The organism is Synergistaceae bacterium, assembly GCA_017450125.1.
In the GTDB taxonomy this organism is placed as follows: Bacteria; Synergistota; Synergistia; order Synergistales; family Aminobacteriaceae; genus JAFUXM01.
The window spans coordinates 55,763-76,607 of record JAFSWZ010000013.1; the positions used below are offsets into that span (position 1 = coordinate 55,763).

Genomic DNA, 20,845 nt, shown 5'->3' on the forward strand with positions numbered 1-20,845 from the left:
TACCACAGGAGAAATCCAGACTGAAGCTGTAAGGGAGGGCTAGATTCCTCCCCCAAGCTCCACTGCTTTTACCCTCGCCGTCTTTATGTACCCTATCGCATCGTCAAGGCTGTGCGGTTCACTCACCGTGCACTTACTCAGCACTTCCTCAACCAGCCCCGCAATCTCCGTGAAGCCTATCCTGCCCTTCAGGAACAAATCCACCGCCGCTTCATCCGCACCGACCAGCAGAGCAGGATACGCGCCCCTTTTCCTCATGACCTCGCGCGCAATCCGTATCGCCGGAAACCTCTCTGCATCAGGCTCGTAGAACCTCACCTCGTGCTTCAGGAAGTCAGGCCTGTGGAAACTCTCCGCCGGAAAGTGTCTCTCAGGCCAGAACAAGCACGAAGCGGCAGGAAGCTTCATGTCTGGTTCAGCCGCAAGCATCTTCACGCTCCCGTCCTCGAACTCTACCAGCCCGTGAACAAACGAGCCCGGCGACACCAGCGCGTCAACCTGTTCCGCCGCAAGCCCGAAAAGGTACATTGCCTCGATAAGCTCTATGCCCTTGTTCATGAGAGTTGCGCTGTCGATTGTGATTTTTGCCCCCATGTCCCACACAGGATGCTTCAACGCCATTTCAGGAGTTACGTTCTGCAGTTCCTCAACAGTGAAATTCCTGAACGGCCCGCCCGATGCTGTAAGGTAGATTTTACGCACGAACGCTTTATCCTCCCCGTGAAGGCACTGCCAGATTGCGTTATGTTCGCTGTCCAATGGCCGGAGCTGTTCAGGGTGCTTCACTAGAGGCATAACCCACGAACCGCCGACAACTATGCTTTCTTTGTTGGCGAGCGATACGGTCTTCCCCGCAGAAAGCGCGGAGCACAGAGCCTTTATCGCACCAGTCCCAGACGACGCAAACACAACGTGTTCGACCTCAGGGAGGTTCACGAGCTCTTCAAGCCCAGCCTCGCCGGTCTCCTCGAAAGCGTAAACGTGCGGGACACGGAACTTCTCCGCAAGCTCAGCAAGTTTTGGTGAATGGTGATTAGCAGCAACAGCAGCAACCTTCAGCTTCTCCGGCCAAGCCTCGCACACAGCCATCACCGAACTTCCGACACTGCCGGTTGCTCCGATAACTCCTACGTTCATAGCAGCACCCTCAGCATTAAGTACGTCAGCAGACCGTTGAACAAGATGCTGTCGAAACGGTCAAGCATTCCCCCGTGCCCGGGAATTACGCTCCCTGAATCCTTGATTTCTGCCTCGCGCTTCAGGAGTGATTCTGCAAGGTCGCCCACCTGCCCGAAGATGCCGCAGATAAAGCCGATGCAAATCATGGGGTTTTCCGGGAGGCTGAAGATGTACAGGCACAGCGCATTCACCAAGAGGCTCGCGATTACTCCCGCGATGAAGCCCTGTACCGTCTTTCCCGGACTCACGTACGGACAGAGCTTTACCGTGCCGAAGAGCTTTCCGCCGACGTACGCCCCGACATCACACGCCCACGTGCAGAAGAACAGCGTGCACAGAATCTGCCGTCCGACGTAGTAATCATGAAGCATTATCATGCACACCCAAGGGACGGTGATGTACAGCACACCCGAGATTATTGCTCCCGCGCTGGTTATCGCGTAGCTCTCCCCCTTAGTGAGCTGCCTCCTCACAATCTCAACCACAAACACCGCGCACACGCACAGCGACAGAATCATAGCCAGAACTACCGGCTGAGGTTTGTCCAGCGACGCGGCAACCAGAAACACCACCGAGAAGACATAGCCCACTCCTGGAGAGACACGGGCGGCTCTAGTCGCGGCCTTGCGGTTGAGAATCCTGTAGTACTCGCCAAGAGAGGACAGGGCAATTAGTCCCGCAACGAGCGTCCACGCGTAATGCCCGAGATATATCGACCCGATAATCACCACAACTACGCCTACACTGCTCAGGGCACGAAGACGAAGCTCCTGCTTCTCAGCTCTTGAGCCCGCCATAACGACGCTCCCTTCCTGCGTAATCTGCAAGTGCCTTCTTCAGCTCAGCTTCCCCGAAGTCAGGCCAGTGTATGTCCGTGAAATAATATTCACTGTACGCGCTCTCCCACAGCCAGAAGTTGCTTAGTCTCAGTTCTCCGCTCGTCCTGATTATCAGGTCTGGGTCGGGCACGTCGGGAAGGTAGAAGTGTGCCCTGAGGTCAGGCTCTGTTACTTGGCCGGAGTGCCCCGAAGCCATCAAGTCGTTCACTGCGTCGAGAATCTCTGCTCTTCCGCCGTAGTTTATGCACAGTATGAAGTCCAGTATCTTCTCGTCCTTCGTGTAGTCCTCCGCCCAAGCCATACGCTCGCGGAGCACGTCGGGGATTCTGTCCTTGCGCCCGCAGAAACGTATGCGCGCACCTTCCGCCTTGACCTCATCAACCTTCCTCCTAAGGTAGTAGTCGAACAGCCTCATCAGCCCCGTAACTTCCATCACAGGCCTGTTCCAGTTCTCGGTTGAGAATGCGTACACGGAGAAGTAACGTATCCCCTCGCGCTTCACCAGCCTCACCATGTCCTCGAGTTTGCGGAGACCGGCTCTGTGCCCCATAAGGCGGGGAAGGTTTCTGCGCTTCGCCCAGCGTCCGTTTCCGTCGAGAATTATCGCTAAGTGCTTCGGTATCTTTGTGTCTGACAAAATGCTTATCCTCCTTGAAGTAAATCTAGTTTTGCTCTGAGTGCCTTGACATCCTCCCACGTCTCTTTTCGGGGCTGCATTTCTCCCGGCCTGTGCAGAAGGTAGCTCGGGTGATACATCGGCAGAAGGTCTATCCCACGCCACGTTGTCCACTTTCCGCGAAGTTTCGTGATGCCCGCTGAAGTCTTCAGGAGCGTCTTCGTCGAAATGTTGCCCATCGTTACCACTACATAGGGATGAAGCAACGCAAGCTGTGCCTCGAGGTAATCACTGCACGAAATTATCTCTATGAGTTCAGGGTTTCGGTTGTCCGGCGGACGGCACTTCACGACGTTCATGACGTACACAGAACTTCTTGGGATGCCCGCGCCCTTCTCCAGAATGTTCGTCAACAGCTGGCCTGCAGGACCAACAAACGGCCTGCCCTGCTCGTCCTCTTTTTCGCCGGGAGCTTCGCCGACGATTACGCACTTCGCGTTCACCGGGCCTTCCCCGAAGACGGCGCGATGCCGCTCCGCACAGAGAGGGCATTTCGTGCAAACTTCGACTTTTTCGCGCAGTTCCTCCCACGCTGATGTTATGTCCGTAATCATAAGAATATCTCGTTGACGCGGATGTTGACCTTGCGGACTTCCATGCCGGTGAAGTAGCTCAGGCTCGAACGCAGCCTTCTCTGTAACGTCTTGGCGATTGACAGCGCGCTCATCGTCCCCAAGTTGAGGTCTATCTCTATGTTGAGCTCTATCTTGTCGTCGTCGGTGTCTAGGTCTATCTCGCGTATCTTTCTGACGTGCCCGCCCTGCTCAAGCAACATCCGGCACATCTCGAGGATTGCTTCTGCCTCTATCGTTACCTTGCCGTTGAAGCTGAACAGCGGGCGAACTATCGTGTTCTTAGAGCCGTCGCGCTTGAACAGTCCCTTTATCTGGCTCACCAGCTTGCCCGCAAAGTTCTGCTGTATCTGCGCCTTCGCCACAGGGACTACGTGCTGCTTCTTCTCGCGGCGTTCACGGAGGGCGGCCTCTATCTCCTCGCCCGTCGCAATGTCCGTAATCTCGATTATCTTCACGGGATGGTTCAGGCCTAGACGGGTGATTATCTTGTCTATCATGCCTTCGGACGTGGCTAGAATCATTATCTTTTCGGGCGGATGCTTCGTGAGGTAACGGACTACTTCGTCGCGGTGGTCGGGGTACTCGAAGATTGCACGCTTTATCGCACGCAGACGGTTAATCTCGGACTTCGCGCTCCGGCCGGCCATTATTCGTCCGCGTGAAATCACCAGCCCATCGTCTATGATGAAGTCTATCCCGTTCTGCCTGGCTACGTGGGTTGCTCGGTGGCTCTTGCCCGTCCCCGCAGGCCCGACGAACGCATAAACCTCAATGCTCTCCAACGCGTCAGACAAGCTCAACCTCCGCGCCTAATGCCCGTAATTTCTCGTCGATAGCTTCATAGCCGCGCCACACGTGAACCATGTCGTCAACGGTGGTTTCTCCCTCAGCGGCAAGACCGGCGATGATTAACGCAGCTCCTGCACGCAAATCCGTAGCCTTAACGCCCGCTCCCTGAAGATGATTAACGCCCCTGATTATCGCTACATCGCGCGAAATCTGGATGTCTGCCCCCATTCGGTTGAGCTCTTGAGCATAGAGAAACCGTGCCTGAAACACGCTCTCTTCAATCGTGCTCACTCCGCGCGAGATTGAGAGTGCGGCGGCCATCTGGGGCTGACTGTCTGTCGGGAAACCGGGGTACGGCATTGTCTTTATCGATACGGGGTGAAGTTTGCGCTTGGAAGGGAAAATCTCTACTGTGTTTCTCTTGACGGAGAACTTCGCGCCTGCCTCCTCGAGCTTCGCGAGGATTGCGTCAATGTGCGACGGTACTACGTCCTCAACGCGTATGTGTCCGTTCGTCATCACTCCCGCCAAAATGTACGTGCACGCCTCTATCCTGTCGGGGATTACGCGTTCACGGCCGGAGTGTGCCCGGTCGATGCCCTGTATCCTCACGCCGCCCGTGCCCTCGAGCTCTACGGGTACGCCGATACACCGCAGGGTTGCGGCCAAGTTGTCGATTTCGGGTTCACGCGCAATGTTCTCGATGATTGTTTCGCCCTGCGCTAGAGATGCCGCCATCATAAGATTCTCTGTCGCTCCGACGCTCGGAAAGTCCAAGTAAATGCGTCTGCCCCTGAGCTTGCCCTTCACGCTGGCATGAACTACACCGTTCTGAATTTCGATGTCCGCTCCCATCTGCTTCAAGCCCTTTAGGTGCAGGTCAATGGGTCTGCTTCCGATTGAGCACCCGCCCGGCAAAGGCAAAGAGACACGTCCGCAATTGGCGAGGAGAGGGCCGAGAACGATTGAGGAGGCACGCATCTTCCGCGCTAACGTCTCGGAGACCTCCCACTTCAGGTCTTCGGGAACGGTGAAAACTGCCTTAGCGTCCTTGAAGGCCACGTCAACACCAAGCGTGCGGATGAGCTCAATCATCGTGTTGATGTCGTAGAGGTCAGGGACGTTGTCGAGCGTGAGGGTCTGGCCTTTCAGGAGGAGTGCGGCCGCCATTACGGGAAGTGCGGCGTTCTTTGCTCCCTGCGTCTTTACCGTGCCCTGAAGGGGCTTGCCGCCGGAAATCTTCATCATGTTCTTGTAGTCTATAGGTCATTCCCCCTTGAAGAAGTTTGTGATTGCATCGTGTATCTTCACGCTCGCGTCCCCGTTCCCGAAAGGCCTCGTGTTCTTGGCCAGAAGCTCACTCATGCGTTCCGGGGCGTTCAGGAGCGCAAGTGCCTCACGCCTTATCGTCTCCCTGTCCGTCCCGACAAGAATGCACGTCCCGTGAGTTATCGCCTCCGGCCTCTCCGAGACTGTCCGCATAATCAGTACAGGCTTGTTTATCCCGCTGGCCTCCTCCTGAACTCCTCCGCTGTCCGACAGAATGAACGCGCTCTTGTTCATCACACGCACAAACTCTGAGTAGCCCAGAGGCTCGGTGAATATCACGTTCTCCGAACAATCCTTCAGGCACTCGCGGATAACGTTGCGTACTGTCGGGTTCTTGTGAAGGGGAATGACGAACACAACATCAGGCCGTGCACGTATTATGTCCGTTACGGCGGCGCAAATCTCCACGAGAGGCTGTCCCCACGACTCGCGGCGGTGTGCAGTCATCAGGATAACCGGGCGGCCTTCCGGCAACGCAAACGATGTCGGAACGTTCCGGCCAAGTATCCAGTACAGAGCATCTATTACCGTGTTCCCCGTAACGTGTATCTTCTCATCAGCAATCCCTTCACGGCGGAGGTTCTCTGCATCACCCTCTGTCGGAGCAAAGAACAGAGACGCTATCCTGTCCGTCAGTACCCTGTTAGCCTCCTCAGGGAACGGAAGCGCGAGGTTGTTGCTCCGAAGCCCGGCCTCCACGTGCCCGACCGGAACATGTCTGTAGAACCCCGCTAGTGCCGCCGCAAACGTCGTCGAAGTGTCCCCGTGAACAAGCATCATGTCCTGCGGCTCTGCGTCAAGGAAGCTCCCCACTCCCTGCAAGACGCTCGCTGTTATGTGGTCAAGGGTCTGGCGGTCGCGCATTATGTTCAGGTTCTCGTCAGGAGACAAGCCGAAGTCAGAGAGTGCCTGCGTCAGCATGTCCGTGTGCTGTCCCGTCGCTAGAACGGTTACGAGAAATTCTGCGTCGTTCCTCAGCTCACGGATTAACGGTGCCATCTTTATCGCCTCTGGCCTTGTCCCTACAATACATACTATCTTCTTCATGGCATCCCAAAATATACCCTCAATCCCGCCGCTAACGAGAACAGGTGAAGGCTCAGCATTATTGTTACGGTTACGACGTTCGAGCCCGTGAACGAAATCAGGAGGTGGTGAAGGTGCTTCTTGTCAGGGTAGAACGGCGAGTGCCCCGTCAGCATCCTACGCGTGAACGCTACCGCAGTGTCTATCAGCGGCACTCCTCCGAACAGCACGAACAACGCAAACAGTTTCCCGATGCCCTGAGTGTTCAGGACAGGGAGAATTATCGTGAGCAGGTGCGAGGCGAAAAGATACCCCAGCAACGTGCTTCCTCCGTCCCCAAGAAATGTCTGTGCACTCGGAAAGTTCCAGCACAGCACGCCCAACGCCATTGCCCCCGTGTACACTCCGGCGTATGACCGCCCCAGAAAGAACAGCGCAACCGACGAGGCCATGAACAGCGAGATACACAGGCCGTTCATTCCGTCAATGAGGTTGTACGCGCTCGTTACGCCCGCAATCCACACTATCGCCAGAGCACTCACGAGGATGTTGAGGTTCAGGGGAAGGATTACGAGGGATGAAGCAATCAGGTGAAGCCCCAGCCGCAGGAACGGCGACAGCGAGCACATGTCATCAAGGTAGCCGCACAGGAAGATTAACGTTGCGCCCGTAGCCGTGAACTTCAGGGCAGGCATTGTGTCGGCCATGAGCACAGACATCAGCATGTACCCCAGCCAGATGCCCAGCCCCGCGCCTCTGGGAGTGTTGACCTTGTGGATTTTCCGCGCGTCTGGAATGTCTAGTATCCCGTAAAGTCCCGCGAGCTTAATCGAGACAGGAGCGGTAAGCCCACCCCAGAAGAAGCCCGCGATTACGAACAGAAACAGCTTAACGTCAAGCACAGCTACTTTGTCCCGAAAAGCCGGTCTCCGGCATCACCCAAGCCGGGCACGATGTAGCCGTGTTCGTTCAGGTGGCTGTCCAGTGCCGCGCTGAAGATGTTTACGTCGGGATGATCCTTGCGGACGCGCTCGATGCCTTCGGGTGCGGCTATCAGGCACACAAGCGAAATCCTCTTTCCGCCGCGCTTCTTGACGAGCTCGATGGCCGCAGAGGAACTCCCGCCCGTCGCAAGCATCGGGTCAAGCACGAATATATCTCTCTCCTCGATGTCGAAAGGCAGCTTGCAGTAATACTCTACCGGCTTCAAGGTCTTCTCGTCGCGGTAAAGCCCTATGTGTCCGACCTTGCAGTTAGGCACAATCTGAAGGATGCCGTCAACCATTCCCAGACCAGCGCGGAGAACAGGGATTATCGCCATCTTGCGGCCCTCTATCGTGTGAACGGTCGTCTTCTGGATGGGGGTAGTTATCTCCTTCGCAGTCAGAGGCAGCGTGCGCGTAATCTCGTACACCATCAGACCCGTAATCTCGTTGAGGAGCTCGCGGAACTGCTTTACGCTCGTATCTACGCTCCTGATTATTCCGACCTTGTGCTGAATAAGCGGGTGGTTGAAGATTGTTACCCGTCCGCCTTCTTGGCCGTGAATGTTCAGGGTAGCCTTCTCGGTCTTGGCGATGTTCTCGAGCCGCAGGAGGTGTCTTCCTCCCTCGAACGGCGTATCAAGCCACGCAGAAAGTATCGCGGGCACGTCTTCGGGCTTCGTCTCGCGTCCTCCGAGCGCAAGGACGTTGATGCCGTTGTGGGCTTTGGCGATGCGTGCGCTCTCGGGTGAGAAACACGCTACCGCACGGATACCGGGCACTTTGTTGGCGGCGATTGAGATGCCGTAACCCGTCCCGCACATAAGAACCCCTGCGTCGGCCGTCTCGTCAGCGATTGCGGCTCCTACCTTGAAGGCGGGCTCGGGGTAGCCGTCGTCCTTGTCGTACTCGAGAGCTCCACAGTCGATGATGTCTATATTACGTGTGCGCAGAAAACTTATTACCGGCTCTTTGAGGACATAACCGGCATGGTCGCATCCTATTGCAATTTTCATGCTGTCAAGAAAACTCCTTTGCGTGGGAAATTTCGTATATTATAATATATCTCATGCTTACACTCCCGCGCTAAGGACATTGCTTACTCTGGAACAGGCTTTGTGCTTTGCCGGTCAGTGAATTTCATCAGGAGGTACATTCATCTAAATGATCCAGAAGGACAAGAAACAGGCAGTTATTGCCGAGTTCAGGACGCACGAGACGGACACAGGTTCGCCGGAAGTTCAGATAGCAGTGCTCACGGAACGCATCAGGGAACTCACCGAGCACCTCAAAGTCCACAAGAAGGACTTTCACTCACGCAGGGGACTGCTCAAGATGGTAGGTTCGAGGCGCAGGCTTCTCCGCTACCTCATGAACAAGGACTTCAACCGCTACAGGTCGCTTATCGAGCGTCTCGGCTTAAGGCACTAGGAGGACAAAATGGCGAAGAAAGGTATTCATCCTGAGTATCAGGAATGCAAGGTTACATGCGCTTGCGGAAACACCTTCATGACACGTTCAACGATGAAGGAAATCCGCGTAGGAGTTTGCTCAGCCTGCCACCCGTTCTACACGGGCAAGAGAGGACGCGTACTGACTGAGGCCGGCCGCCTTGAGAAGTTCCAGAAGAAATATCAGGGCATCAATTACGGCCAGACGACCAACGTTTAACGCAGCTTATCACGGGGGGCTGAAAGATGCCCCTTTTTTGTTATGCAGACAACATTATTAGCTTACACACCGAACCCTGATGAGCTGGTAGCTGCCGCCGCGAGAATATGTTACCGCGACACAACAGCCGCTGAGCTCCTTAAGGGTGAAGGGGAAAAATTATCCCGCAGTCTCATCGCCGACCTGTTCAGGAGCGGGCACACCTCGACGTTCGAGCATGTCAGCTTCACGTTCGGGGTTGACGGGCTCAGCAGAACAGCATCACACCAGCTCGTGAGGCACAGGCTAGCGAGCTTCAGCCAGCAGAGCCAGCGTTACGTCAAGATGACAGCTGACCCTGAAGCGGTAGTTGTTCCGCCGAGCGTAAAGGAGAACCCCGAAGCGTTGAGGGTGTTTCAGGAGGCGGTCAGGGCATCGCAGGAAGCCTACGCAGAGCTGATTGCGCTGGGAGTGCCGAAAGAGGACGCGCGCTTCATCCTTCCTCACGGCCACACAACACGCCTCGTGCTCACCATGAATGCACGGGAGCTTCATCACTTCTTCAGCTTGAGGCTGTGCAGAAGGGCTCAGTGGGAGATTCACGAGCTCGCTCGGCAGATGCTTGCACTGTGCAGGGAGAAAGCCCCCGTACTGTTCGAGAAGGCCGGGCCAAGATGCATTTTCGGACGGTGCGAAGAAGCTAGAACTTGCGGGAAACCGTATAGAGACATGGAGGAGTTGTTACGTGAATAGATTGTTGTTGCTGACGCTGGCACTTTTCGCTGAGGAGGCAAAGAAAATTCCTGTCGGGGGTCAGGCCGTCATTGAAGGAGTGTTGATGAAGGGTAAAGAGTTGTGGGGCTTGGCCGTACGCCGTCCCAACGGAGACATCTTCACCGAAAACTGGCCTCACTCTTCACGCACGCAGAGAATGCCCTACAAGCTCCCGTTCATTCGCGGAGTAGTCGTGATGTGCGAGATGATGGCTACGGGCTTCAAGGCGTTATCACGCTCCGCTGAAGTCGCACTCGAGGAGGAACAAGAACAGCTCACCTTCAAGGATATGCTGTTGTCCGTGCTGGTCGCTGTGGCGGCTGTAGGGGGGCTGTTCATCGCACTTCCTCTGTGGCTCGCAGGGAAGATTGCTACTCAGCCGCTCTACGTCAACATCACAGAAGGAGTGTTGAGGGCGGTAATCTTCATCGGTTACGTCGCGGTCATAGGGATGTGGGCGGACATAAGGCAGGTGTTCAGGTATCACGGAGCGGAGCACAAGACAATCAACGCATGGGAGCACGGTCTGGAGATGACACCAGAAAACATCATGACGTGTTCAAGGATTCATCCCAGATGCGGGACAAGTTTTCTGCTTATCGCCGTGATTGTGAGCATTATAGTTTTCTCGCCGGTCAAGACGCTCATTGCCGGAGAAAACTTCGCCCTGCAGGTGCTCGCAAGGATTGTGCTTATTCCCCTAGTGATTGGCATATCCTACGAGCTCATCAGGCTCGCGTCGAACAGCGGAAAGGTCGGCCTGTGCGTGATAGCTCCCTTCCTCAGCCTTCAGTACCTGACAACCAGAGAGCCCGACATTCATCAGGCAGAAGTAGCATTAGCATCACTAAATACCGCACTGAACGGAGGCGCAAACGCATGAACATAGAACCGAAACTGCAGGCATTAGAGCAGGAGTTCGCGGAGACGGAGAGGAAGTTAGCAGACCCGAAGATAGTTTCTGACTTGAAGGAGCTTCAGGCACTCGGGAAGAAGCGCGCACAGCTTGAACCCGTCGTAACGATGTATCAGGAGTACAAGGCCGCCCAAGCCTCGATAGCCGAAGCACGGGAGCTCATAAAGTCCGGCGACGCTGAGCTTGAGGCATTGGCGCGTGAAGAAATCGCCGAGCTTGAGCCGAAGATTGAGGGCTTCACGCATGAACTTACACTGCTCCTGCTCCCTCAAGACCCCAACGACGACAAGAGCGTAATCGTGGAGATTAGGGCAGGAACAGGCGGAGACGAGGCTACGTTGTTTGCGGCTGACCTCTTCAGAATGTACGTGCGGTTCTGCGAACGCCAGCGGTGGAAGATTGAGGTCATCGACAGCTCAACCAACACTGCGGGAATCGGGGGGTACAAGGAGATAGTGTTCAGGATAGATTCGCAGGGAGCGTACAGCAAAATGAAGTACGAGAGCGGGGTTCACCGAGTGCAGAGAGTGCCTGTTACTGAGGCGGCAGGACGCATTCACACGAGCGCGGCAACTGTTGCGGTACTGCCTGAGGCTGACGACGTGGAGGTCGAGATTCGCCCCGAAGACCTAAAGATAGACACGTACCGTTCAAGCGGCGCAGGAGGACAGCACGTCAACATGACGGACAGCGCAGTACGCATCACGCACCTTCCGACGGGGATTGTTGTTACGTGCCAGGACGAACGCTCGCAGATTAAGAACCGCGCACGTGCAATGAGCTACCTCAAGACGAAGCTCTACGACCTCGAACAGCAGAAGCAGGACAGCGAGAGAGGCTCTGAGCGCAAGGGCATGATTGGCACGGGCGACAGGAGCGAGCGCATCAGAACCTACAACTTCCCGCAGAACAGGATAACCGACCACCGCATTAACCTCACGCTGTACAAGCTGGAGAGCTACCTTGACGGTGATTTGTATGAGATGATGGACGCAATGCTTCTCGCCGAACAGACACAGAAACTTCAGGACCTTGACGGCTAGGCAGGAAGCCTTGTGGCTGAAGGCTTTTGCGCTTGGCCTGACGAACTCACAGGTTATGGCGCGGGAGAGCTTTTCGCCGGAAGAAGAAGCGAGGGTTGCGGAGGTCATGAGGCGGCGTGAGAGTGGAGAGCCCCTCCAGTACATCATGGGTGAGGCTGACTTCTGGGGAAGAGATTTTTGTGTGGGGAAAGGCGTGCTGATTCCCAGACATGACACGGAGACGCTCATTGAGGCGGTAAAGCGGCAGATAGCTCGCTCGGAAGAGTTCACGTTCGTTGACTGGGGGACGGGCTCGGGGTGCATTGCCGTAACGTTGTTGCTGGAGTACCCGAATGCCCGCGCCTTCATGCTCGAGAACAGCAGAGAGGCTTCATGTTACGCCCGCCTCAACCTCGAACGCTACAATCTTACCCACAGGGCAGAACTGCTCTCTTCCGCAGAGGACATCCCGCCCTGCAAGCTCCTCGTCAGCAACCCGCCCTACATCCCTTCAGCGGAGATTGACGGCCTGATGAGAGACGTGAAAGATTACGAGCCCCGCAGTGCCCTCGACGGCGGAACGGACGGCATGAAGTTTTACGGGGAGATTTTCACGCTCGCGGAAAAATTGTCGTGTGAACTTGTTGTGCTTGAAATAGGTAGCCTCTCTCAGGTAAAATCATTCAGCAGAAAGTTTGTGCTGTGCGATAAGGTCTACGACGGCGGAGGTTTTCCGAGAAGCCTAGCGTTCAGGAGGAGGAATAAGCATGAAGAAGAGGACGGCTGAAACGTTGGTTGAGGTGATTATGGCGATGACGGTGTTTGCTGTGATGATGTCGGGACTGTTCGACTTCATGGCCAACCAGACGCTGAACCTCGCCTACATCAAGGACAGAGAGACGATGCTCTACTACGCGAAGAAGTGGCTGGCCAGCAATGACGTGGGCATAACGGAGGCTGACGGGGTAATCACGTTCTCGTCGGCGGATGATGCTTTGACCGTAACGCTGAACGGCAAAACGTCGCTGACTTTCAGCACGAAGTAAACAACACCCCCCCGCACAACGCAGGGGGGAACATCTCATCAATAGTTCCTGTTGTTCTTGCAGTCCCGGTAAATCTTCACGACACTTTCTACCAGCTTATACACATCAGGCTTCAGCACGTGCACAATCTTCAGGCTCTCCGCACGGTCAAGCAAGTCCTTCACCATTATCGACGAGAAAAGTATCACCGGCATGTTCTCGGTCTTGGGGTCCTGCCTCAATGTCTCAACGAGGCTCAGCCCGTCCAGCAACGGCATCTCTATGTCCGACACCAACAGGTCGAAGTTCTCCCCTTGGTCAAGCAGTAACTTTCTGGCTTCTACGCCGTCTTTCACTGGGTAAATGCTCGAGAACCCCGACTGCTTAAGCACATCGCACGTCTGCTGTCGCAACAGCGGGCTGTCATCCGCAACAAGTATGTGGAAGTCCTCAACGTGCCCAATCTGGCGGTGATACGTTCCCAGCTTGTCCTGGTCGAACATGTGCTCAGCTACCGCAGGGGCTGTCTCCTGAATTATCGCCTCGTAGTCCAGAAGCAAGATGTTCCGCTCATCACGCTTGATGATGTACAGAACCCACTTCAGCGACACTCCCCGCATCTTCGAGCTGTCGAGGTCTTCGGCGTTGACCTGACGGATGCGCTCCACTCCGTCGACCAAAAACCCCAGCTTTATGTCGTTGAACTCTGCTACCATGACTTTTGTCTGCTCCGTCGGAACGGTGGACGATATACCCAGAAATATGCGCAGGTCGATAAGCGGGAGGGTTGCTCCTCTCAGCGTCGTGATGCCCAAGAATGCCGGTATCTTTGAGGGTATAGGCCGGTATCCTGTCCAGCGCAAGATTTCCCGTGTCTTGTTGACGTTGATAGCGAATAAGTCTTTGCCCAGCCGGAACACGACGACTTCCCATTTACGGCTGGCAGCTGCTACAGTTTTCTTTTCTTCCATGACGCAAATTTGTTCCTCCCTCTTCAATGGACGGTTAGATTATAGCAAAATAGCTTATAATAATTTCATCGCACACAGTTTATTTATGAAAGGACTGCATAAGATTGAGAAGTCTTCAGAGATTTCTGGTGCTGGCTCTGGTTCTGCTGGCGGGCGCGGCTTATGGTGCGGCAAACATGCCCGCTGGTGTTCAGAGCTTCGTGCCGACAGGGACTGTCCCGGACAATGTGTCGTTCAGGGCAGTGTTCCGCAACCCCGTCGTAACCCGTGCGCAGACCGGCAAGGTTATTACGCCGGAAAACCCGCTGTTTCCGTTCGAGGTGAACCCGCCGCTACAGCTTGAGGGCAGGTGGCAGAACGAGCGCACATTCACGGCCAAGCTGCTCTCGCCTCTCCGCAACGCCACAACCTACACTGCGACATTGCGCGACAGCCTCAAGGACAGGCGCGGAGGTCGCATCGGTCCCGGAACGTTCAGGTTTCAGACGGAAGGTTTGTCGCCGACGGACATCAAGGCCTCAATGGGCAGGGACGGCCGGGCGTACTTCACGCTGAACTTCAACATGAGGGTAGACCCTGCGCGCCTCAAAGGCTACATGAGGATAGTTGACGCTCAGGGCAAGGAGCTAGCCTACAGCATCAACGGTGCATTACCTTCACGCACAATCCGTGCGGCTGTTCCTGTGGTGAAAACCTCCTCGCGCCAGACCTTCACGGTTAGGATTGCGGCGGGCCTGAAGAGCGGAGAGGGCGACATGGGCATTGAGCAGGACTACACGGAACGCGTCGTGCTTGACCCGGAACTGATGGTGAGGGAGATGACCCCCGACGAGAAGCGGATACGGACATACTTCAACTTCGGGATTGACCCGCAGACAGCACGGAGCTTCATCAACATTGAACCGGCTGTGGATGATGTGAGGTTCGAGAGCGGATGGAGCGACGAAATCATCGTGATGCGCTCAAAGAAGTTCAAGCCGCGCGACAGGTTCGTGATAACGTTCAGGAAGGGTTTTCCGTCTAAGGGAGGTCTGGTGCTTCAGGAGGACCACAAGCAGGCGGTAATCATGCCTGACCTTGACCCTGACATCGAGCTTCCTTCAGCGGGGACGTACCTTACGGAGCTGGACAACGGCCTTGTTCCAGTCGAACTGCTGAACGTGAAGAAACTGCAGGTGGACTTGTGGCGGATGTACGAGAACAACATACCGTACATGCTTCACGAGGACTACGAGACGTTCGACAAGGACATTGCGAAGCGTGTATACACGGCGGAAATCCCGCTCTCCCTGCCGTTCAACGAGAGGGTGAGGCGTAGCATTCCTGTTGCGGAGATGGCGAAGGGACAGCACGGAGTATTTCTGCTGACGGTGCGGGACGCGTCATCCGAGTGGTGGAGCGAGGCGAGGCAGATAATCAGCCTGTCGGACTTGGGCGTAACGGCTCGTCTGTGGAATGATGCGGCATTGCTCTGGGTGAACAGCCTGACATCGTCGCGGGGCGTGAACGATGCTGAGGTGAAGATATACTCTGAGGCCAAGCAATTGGTGGCGCAGGGGCGGACGAACAACGCGGGAGTGTTCTACTACGAGAACGGCCGGGAGTGGGACGCGGACAATCAGCCGTTTGTGGCGGTAGTGCGGAAGGGGCAGGGCGAGAGTGCTGACCTGACGTACGTACAGCTTACGCGCAACCTGCTTAATCGTGAAATCTTCGACACGGCCGGGCGTGAATGGCTGAGGAGCGGCTACGACGGGGCAATAATTTCGCCGCGCGACATTTACCGAACGGGGGAGGAAGTTACGTTCAAGGCGATAGTGAGGAACCCTGACATTTCGACACCTGCGGCATTTCCTGTGGTGTTTGTGGTGAAAGACCCGCTGAACCGCACGGCCAAACAGGAGGCGGTAACCCTGAACGCGAGGGGTAGTGCGACGTTCACGATGACGTTGCCGACGAACGCATTGACGGGGTTATGGACGGTGTCTCTGGCAGTTCCGGGCAACGAGATGAAGCCGATAACGTCGTACAAGTTCCACGTAGAGGACTTTGCGCCTCCTCGCATCGAGGTGAAGCTGAACAGTTACCGCAAATACCTCGTGCGGGGGGACACGTTCACGATGGACATTTACGCGAGGTGGCTGTTCGGGGTAGACGGCGCGGGGCTGAATTACCGGACTTCATGGACGGCTAGGGAAGGGACATTCACGCCGACGCAGGAGAGGTGGAAGGAATACGCGTTCGGTGATTCGACGAGACATTTCGAGTGGATGCAGGGCGACCTTGGGGAAGGTGAGCTGGACAGCTTCGGGGCGGCGAAGGCCAGCTTGAGAATGGTGGATGACTGGCAGGCACCTGCTGTGATTGAGGTAACCTTGAAGGCTGAAGTGATGGAGGACGGGGGGAGATGGATAACTTCTACTTTAAGCCGTCCATATTTCGCAGTGCCGTACCTTCTGGGAATCGCCGCAGAGAATGACACTTTCACAGTGAGGAACAACGCGCGCTTCAGGGTCGCAGGAATTACGCCCGAAGAAGAGCCCGCGAACCCCGGCGAGCTGAAGGCAGAACTCTTCCGTGTAACGTGGAACTACAACATGATCGAGATCGACGGGCGCAAACGCTGGCAGAGCACAGAGGAACTTACGCAGATTGAGGAGAAGTCTCTCACGCTCCGCAACGGTCTCGGTGAAGTCTCATTCAGGCCTGAGGAGTGGGGCTCGTACATGGTGAGAATCTCCGACGCAGATGACAACGCCCGCGCAGTCTACAGGTTCTATGCAACAGATCCAAGATACGCGGGCAGAGGCTCACAGCTCATTGACCGTATAGAGATGAGCACGGAGAAAGATACCTACAGGCTCGGGGAAACAGCGAAGGTAAAAATCAAAGCTCCGTTCGAGGGCTTGATGATGATTACCGTCGAGAACTCAAAGCTGATTACCCGTAATGTCAGGGTTGTAGAGGACAGCGAAATCACCGTTGATGTGCCGGTAACTCAGGACTTGCGGCCTAATGCTTGGGTATGTGCGTGGCTTGTGAGGCCGGTTGAAGACTCTGACGCGAAACAGTGGGCTTCGCACCGTGCCATAGGTCTTACGCGCATCAAGACAGACCTCAGCGATTACCGAATTAATGTAGGGATAAGTGCTCCAAAGAAAGCCGAGCCTGCAGGGAAACTTCCCGTAACAATTACTCTGAAGGGAAGCAGTGCCGGCATCTCGAGCAATGCTGATGTTGCAATAGCCTTTGTTGACGACGGAGTACTTGGCCTCACTCGGTACAAGACACCTGACCTCCTGTCTCACTTCTGGGGCTTGAAGAAGCTGAACTCTGCGGGCTACGACATTTACGACCAGCTTATACCTGTCGAGGACAGAGCCACAGAGCAGCTTCACCCGGGCGGCGACGAAGGAGCAGGAGCAATCGAGCTTGACGGCAACATCCAGAGGTTCAAGATTCTATCGCTGTTCGAGGGAGTGCTTTACCCCGATGAAAAGGGAATGCTTACGACGGAGCTTGACCTGCCGGAGTTCAGCGGAAGAGGAAGGCTGTTTGTTGTTGCTGCTTCGGGACGGAATTTCGGGAGCGCGGAACAGACCATAGAGATAGCGCGCGATGTTGTTACGGAGGCTGGGCTTCCGAGATTCGCCGCACCCGGTGATGAGTTCGTGATTCCTGTGTCGGTGTTCAACACAAGCGGACAGGATAAGGACATAACCATCAACCTAACACCTGAAGGCCTGATGCTCAGCGAGACCTACCAGACCCTGAAGATTCATGCTGGCGCAAAGGGAGCATTCAGCGTAACGGCACGGGCACTCGGAGGAGCGAACAGAGCGAGCCTGAAGGTAGCTACATCGTGGGATGACAAGTCATTCACGCAGGAGATAGAGATGCCCATCCGTTCAGCTTGGCCGAGCATCACTGTCGGAGGATCTGGAGTCTTCGAGCCCGGAACAACCCGCCTCAATCTCCCCCTCGACGACTTCACCGGGCCGGTTACGGGAACTCTTACCCTCGCGAATACTCCTGCAGTGAATCTCACTAAGGCCGTGAACTTCCTCCGCAATTACCCCCACGCGTGCCTTGAACAAACCATCTCCACTGCATGGCCGTTCCTAATCCTCCCCGATGCCGTTGCGGAACTTGACCCCCTAACCCTCAATGACCCCGACATCCGCAAACGCACCGAAGGCGCAATTAACCGCATTCAGTCAATGCAGCTCTACGACGGCTCGTTCGCAATGTGGCCCTCCTCAACTGTCCCCTACAACTGGGGAAGCGTCTACGCGGCTCACTTCCTCCTGTCCGCCAAAAACGCCGGAGTACCCTTCCCGGAAGAGATGCTCACCGGCGCGCTCAACTGGATTCGTCAGTTCCTTGCCTCAATGCCCACTTACGATTATGACGACGCAGAGAAAGATGACATCACGGCGAAGGCTTATGCTGTGTACGTCCTTGCATTGAACGGTGAACGCCCTCTCGGCTGGATAGAGTACCTCCGCGAGAACAGCTCCTCCCTCAGGCCTTCAGGCCACATCTACCTTGCGGGAGCTCAATCCCTCATTGACGGCAAACCCGACGCATTGAGGAACGTTGAACTCGGCAGAAGCTCGGGCTGGGCAGGACAAACCCTCGAGAGCACAACCCGCAACACCGCCCTTCTGCTGGGAATGTGGCTTGACGTTGAACCCCAAGCACCCGAAGTTACGGAGCTCGCACAGCGTCTCGTAACGCTCGGTGAACGCGGGGAATGGTTCAGCACACAGGACAATGCGGCGGCATTAGTTGCGCTTGCCCGCTACAACGTCGAGGCGGCGGGTGCAAAGAGCGACATTCACGCGCGGGTAACCACCGAGACCAGCGACCACGCCCTGCTGACCTTCAACAACGAGACCGCAAGCGTGAACATCTCCGACTTGCCGAAAGGGAGCACGATACTCATTGAGGCAGACGGCACGGGACAGGGATGCTGGTCATGGAACATTACGGGTTTCCCGAAATCCCAGCCCAAAGCCGAGCGCCGCAACGTCAACGTAGAGTGCGTGTATTTCGACGAGAAGGGCAATGCAGTAGACTTGTCGCGTCCGCTTGCTCACGGGAGCATAATTCAGGCGGTCTTGACGGTGAAGCCCTCAATGCGGGTCAGCAACCTTGCGCTGAACTACCTGCTTCCTGCTGGGCTTGAGCTCGAGAACCCGCGCCTTGAGGACGGAGCTTCCGAGCAGTCCGGCACGTACGGCATCGTGAATGATGTCCGTGATGACAGGCTGGTGCTGTTCTTCGACCGTCTGAACGGCGAGAGGTCATACGGCTTCAAGATGCGTGCGGTAACGAGGGGTAAATTCCGTGTACCGCAGATAAGTGCCTACGGGATGTATGACGCAGGAGTGAGGTTCACAGGGCCCGCACAGCCTGTGTTGGAGATAAGGTAGCAGAGAACAATAACCCCCTCAATCACGAGGGGGATTTTTTTTACGTTCTCCCATCGCGGGAAACTATCACTGTCCTGAACGGTATCTCCTTCCCGCACGTGTTCAACGCTTCCTGAATCATCCTCTGCATTCCGCCACAGCACGGAACTTCCATTCTCAGCAGGGTAACGCTCCTGATGTCGTTGAGCGCGAAAATCTGGCTGAGCTTCTCTGCGTAGTTCACCCCGTCGAGCTTCGGGCACGCAATCAGCGTAACGCGTCCCTTCATGAACTCGTCGTGAATGTTCCTGTACACGTACCCTGTGCAGTCAGCGGCAACCAGCAAGTCAGCCCCCTCAAAGAACGCCGCATTAACGGGCACGAGCTTAATCTGTATCGGCCACTGAATACCCTGCGCCATCATTGCGCGCGCAACCTTCGAGCGTTCAACCGCAACAGCATCGTACTCGGGGGCTTCGCGCTCCTCGAAGGTTATCGCACCTGCGGGGCATTCCGGCAGACAGTCTCCGAGCCCGTCGCAGAAACTTTCCCGCGCAAGTCTGGCCTTGCCGTCAACGATGTCTATTGCTCCCTCATGACAGGCACGAGCACACAGCCCGCAGCCGTTGCACTTGGCCTCGTCGATGTTAATTATCCGTCTTATCATCTAATCCCGTCCTTAGTAATGGTATTGCGTTAATGACCGGCTCTTCGTAGGGATGAATTTTCTTCACCGCCTCAATTACCCCGTCGACATCCTCAACCCTGCACGTAACTTCCGCTTTGATTTCCGGCTCTTCGCTGACAGTGCCGATGCTCCCGCTGTAAGGGTTAGTGCCTTCGAGAGGCCGCCATGTCCCGATAACTCTGCTCCACGACATGCACGAGTCGTACTTCCCGATGTGCCCGGCATCGCACGCTCTCAGTGTCTCCTGCAACACAGCTAGGTGTGTCTCTGGAATGAATATCTCTAACTTGCAATACATCGTCATGTTTTTGGGGGGTGGGTGGGCGGGTTGTTAAACGGGAAGGCATGCCGACCGTTTAACACGTAACCCCCTCACATCAGCTCCGAGTACACCGGCCCTCTAGGAGTGAGCTGGCTCCTCATCGGGTACAGTTCCCCGCACGTGAACGACAACGCCGGAACTTCCCCCAGCTCCCTCACCAACTCTTCAGGCAGACGGGAGTCCTTCAGGCGAGCAAGCGTCATGTGTGCCCGGAATTTCCGTGCCTCACGTTCAAGCCCCGCCTCCTCACTCAGCACCTCGTCAACCTTCCGTGCAATCCGGCCAAGTTCCGACGCGCCTTCTTTTCCGCCGAGCCACAAAACGCGCGGAGCATTGAGGTTGGGGAACGCGCCTATATAGTCCAGCCCTACGGTGAAAGGCTCAAAGTGTTTCAGGGGCTCTAACGCGTCCTTGACCTGCTCTATCACCTCACGAGGAAGCTCGCCGAGAAACTTCAGCGTTATGTGGAACTGTTCCCGCCTCATCCAGCGTATCGGCGCGAGAGGCCGCAAGTCCGCAAGGAAGTTCTCCAGCGTGTCCGCGCAGTTCCCCGGCATCTTCACGGCGACGAATGCACGTATAAGCTCAGACATAGATGGTCTCCTCTCTCTGGTATAATACTAATTCTACACGTTTGATGCTCATAATCGGAGGTAATAAATAC

Annotated in this window: 21 protein-coding genes; 8 read left to right on the forward strand and 13 right to left on the reverse strand. The window is 55.8% G+C overall.

Going from position 1 to position 20,845, the window contains the following annotated elements:
- Positions 1 to 39 precede the first annotated feature (39 nt).
- Genes IJT02_02165 through upp form a run of 9 tightly spaced genes read right to left on the reverse strand, consistent with a single transcriptional unit; the run spans position 40 to position 8,412 of the window.
- Complete coding sequence (locus tag IJT02_02165) at positions 40 to 1,137, reverse strand: 1-deoxy-D-xylulose-5-phosphate reductoisomerase (protein ID MBQ7543724.1); 1,098 nt, start codon at positions 1,135 to 1,137, stop codon at positions 40 to 42.
- Entirely contained in the window at positions 1,134 to 1,976 is an 843-nt protein-coding gene (locus tag IJT02_02170) for a phosphatidate cytidylyltransferase (protein ID MBQ7543725.1), read from the reverse strand. Before IJT02_02170 ends, IJT02_02165 begins: the two co-directional genes overlap by 4 nt.
- Positions 1,957 to 2,655, reverse strand: a complete 699-nt coding sequence (uppS, locus tag IJT02_02175) for a di-trans,poly-cis-decaprenylcistransferase (protein ID MBQ7543726.1) — start codon at positions 2,653 to 2,655, stop codon at positions 1,957 to 1,959. The genes IJT02_02170 and uppS overlap by 20 nt, the downstream gene beginning before the upstream one ends.
- A 5-nt stretch (positions 2,656 to 2,660) precedes the next feature.
- Positions 2,661 to 3,248 carry a uracil-DNA glycosylase gene (locus IJT02_02180; protein MBQ7543727.1) on the reverse strand — a complete coding sequence of 196 codons (588 nt, stop codon included), beginning with the start codon at positions 3,246 to 3,248 and terminating at the stop codon, positions 2,661 to 2,663.
- Positions 3,245 to 4,063 (reverse strand): hypothetical protein, encoded by an 819-nt coding sequence (locus IJT02_02185; protein ID MBQ7543728.1) that lies wholly within the window; start codon positions 4,061 to 4,063, stop codon positions 3,245 to 3,247. Before IJT02_02185 ends, IJT02_02180 begins: the two co-directional genes overlap by 4 nt.
- On the reverse strand, positions 4,056 to 5,306 hold the full coding sequence (murA, locus tag IJT02_02190; protein MBQ7543729.1) for a UDP-N-acetylglucosamine 1-carboxyvinyltransferase: 1,251 nt from the start codon (positions 5,304 to 5,306) through the stop codon (positions 4,056 to 4,058). The genes IJT02_02185 and murA overlap by 8 nt, the downstream gene beginning before the upstream one ends.
- Positions 5,307 to 5,324: 18 nt before the next feature.
- On the reverse strand, positions 5,325 to 6,434 hold the full coding sequence (wecB, locus tag IJT02_02195; protein ID MBQ7543730.1) for a UDP-N-acetylglucosamine 2-epimerase (non-hydrolyzing): 1,110 nt from the start codon (positions 6,432 to 6,434) through the stop codon (positions 5,325 to 5,327).
- Positions 6,431 to 7,315 (reverse strand): undecaprenyl/decaprenyl-phosphate alpha-N-acetylglucosaminyl 1-phosphate transferase, encoded by an 885-nt coding sequence (locus IJT02_02200; GenBank protein MBQ7543731.1) that lies wholly within the window; start codon positions 7,313 to 7,315, stop codon positions 6,431 to 6,433. The genes wecB and IJT02_02200 overlap by 4 nt, the downstream gene beginning before the upstream one ends.
- A gap of 2 nt (positions 7,316 to 7,317) precedes the next feature.
- Entirely contained in the window at positions 7,318 to 8,412 is a 1,095-nt protein-coding gene (upp, locus tag IJT02_02205) for a uracil phosphoribosyltransferase (protein MBQ7543732.1), read from the reverse strand.
- A gap of 148 nt (positions 8,413 to 8,560) precedes the next feature.
- Here upp and rpsO point away from each other — a divergent pair, with 148 nt between their 5' ends.
- From rpsO to IJT02_02240, 7 genes are all read left to right on the forward strand, one after another.
- Entirely contained in the window at positions 8,561 to 8,827 is a 267-nt protein-coding gene (gene rpsO / locus IJT02_02210) for a 30S ribosomal protein S15 (GenBank protein MBQ7543733.1), read from the forward strand.
- Between the two features lie 9 nt (positions 8,828 to 8,836).
- Entirely contained in the window at positions 8,837 to 9,067 is a 231-nt protein-coding gene (gene rpmE, locus IJT02_02215) for a 50S ribosomal protein L31 (protein MBQ7543734.1), read from the forward strand.
- Positions 9,068 to 9,109: 42 nt separating this feature from the next.
- Positions 9,110 to 9,799 (forward strand): FAD-dependent thymidylate synthase, encoded by a 690-nt coding sequence (locus IJT02_02220; GenBank protein ID MBQ7543735.1) that lies wholly within the window; start codon positions 9,110 to 9,112, stop codon positions 9,797 to 9,799.
- 85 nt (positions 9,800 to 9,884) lie between these two features.
- Positions 9,885 to 10,703 carry a DUF1385 domain-containing protein gene (locus IJT02_02225; protein ID MBQ7543736.1) on the forward strand — a complete coding sequence of 273 codons (819 nt, stop codon included), beginning with the start codon at positions 9,885 to 9,887 and terminating at the stop codon, positions 10,701 to 10,703.
- Positions 10,700 to 11,779, forward strand: coding sequence for a peptide chain release factor 1 (gene prfA, locus IJT02_02230; GenBank protein MBQ7543737.1), 1,080 nt, complete (start codon positions 10,700 to 10,702; stop codon positions 11,777 to 11,779). The genes IJT02_02225 and prfA overlap by 4 nt, the downstream gene beginning before the upstream one ends.
- The gene (locus IJT02_02235; GenBank protein ID MBQ7543738.1) at positions 11,769 to 12,545 is read left to right on the forward strand and encodes a peptide chain release factor N(5)-glutamine methyltransferase; all 777 of its coding nucleotides are present in this window, start codon (positions 11,769 to 11,771) and stop codon (positions 12,543 to 12,545) included. The genes prfA and IJT02_02235 overlap by 11 nt, the downstream gene beginning before the upstream one ends.
- Positions 12,526 to 12,804, forward strand: coding sequence for a prepilin-type N-terminal cleavage/methylation domain-containing protein (locus IJT02_02240; GenBank protein MBQ7543739.1), 279 nt, complete (start codon positions 12,526 to 12,528; stop codon positions 12,802 to 12,804). The genes IJT02_02235 and IJT02_02240 overlap by 20 nt, the downstream gene beginning before the upstream one ends.
- A 38-nt stretch (positions 12,805 to 12,842) precedes the next feature.
- Here the strand turns inward: IJT02_02240 and IJT02_02245 are convergent, their stop codons facing one another.
- The gene (locus IJT02_02245) at positions 12,843 to 13,754 is read right to left on the reverse strand and encodes a chemotaxis protein CheV (GenBank protein ID MBQ7543740.1); all 912 of its coding nucleotides are present in this window, start codon (positions 13,752 to 13,754) and stop codon (positions 12,843 to 12,845) included.
- A 104-nt stretch (positions 13,755 to 13,858) separates the two neighbouring features.
- Here IJT02_02245 and IJT02_02250 point away from each other — a divergent pair, with 104 nt between their 5' ends.
- Complete coding sequence (locus IJT02_02250) at positions 13,859 to 19,192, forward strand: hypothetical protein (GenBank protein MBQ7543741.1); 5,334 nt, start codon at positions 13,859 to 13,861, stop codon at positions 19,190 to 19,192.
- Positions 19,193 to 19,232: 40 nt separating this feature from the next.
- Here the strand turns inward: IJT02_02250 and IJT02_02255 are convergent, their stop codons facing one another.
- The 3 genes from IJT02_02255 to thpR form a co-directional block, all read right to left on the reverse strand.
- Positions 19,233 to 19,838 carry a 4Fe-4S binding protein gene (locus IJT02_02255; protein ID MBQ7543742.1) on the reverse strand — a complete coding sequence of 202 codons (606 nt, stop codon included), beginning with the start codon at positions 19,836 to 19,838 and terminating at the stop codon, positions 19,233 to 19,235.
- Positions 19,819 to 20,163, reverse strand: coding sequence for a hypothetical protein (locus IJT02_02260; protein MBQ7543743.1), 345 nt, complete (start codon positions 20,161 to 20,163; stop codon positions 19,819 to 19,821). The genes IJT02_02255 and IJT02_02260 overlap by 20 nt, the downstream gene beginning before the upstream one ends.
- 68 nt (positions 20,164 to 20,231) lie before the next feature.
- Positions 20,232 to 20,774 (reverse strand): RNA 2',3'-cyclic phosphodiesterase, encoded by a 543-nt coding sequence (thpR, locus tag IJT02_02265; protein MBQ7543744.1) that lies wholly within the window; start codon positions 20,772 to 20,774, stop codon positions 20,232 to 20,234.
- Between the last annotated feature and the right edge of the window lie 71 nt (positions 20,775 to 20,845).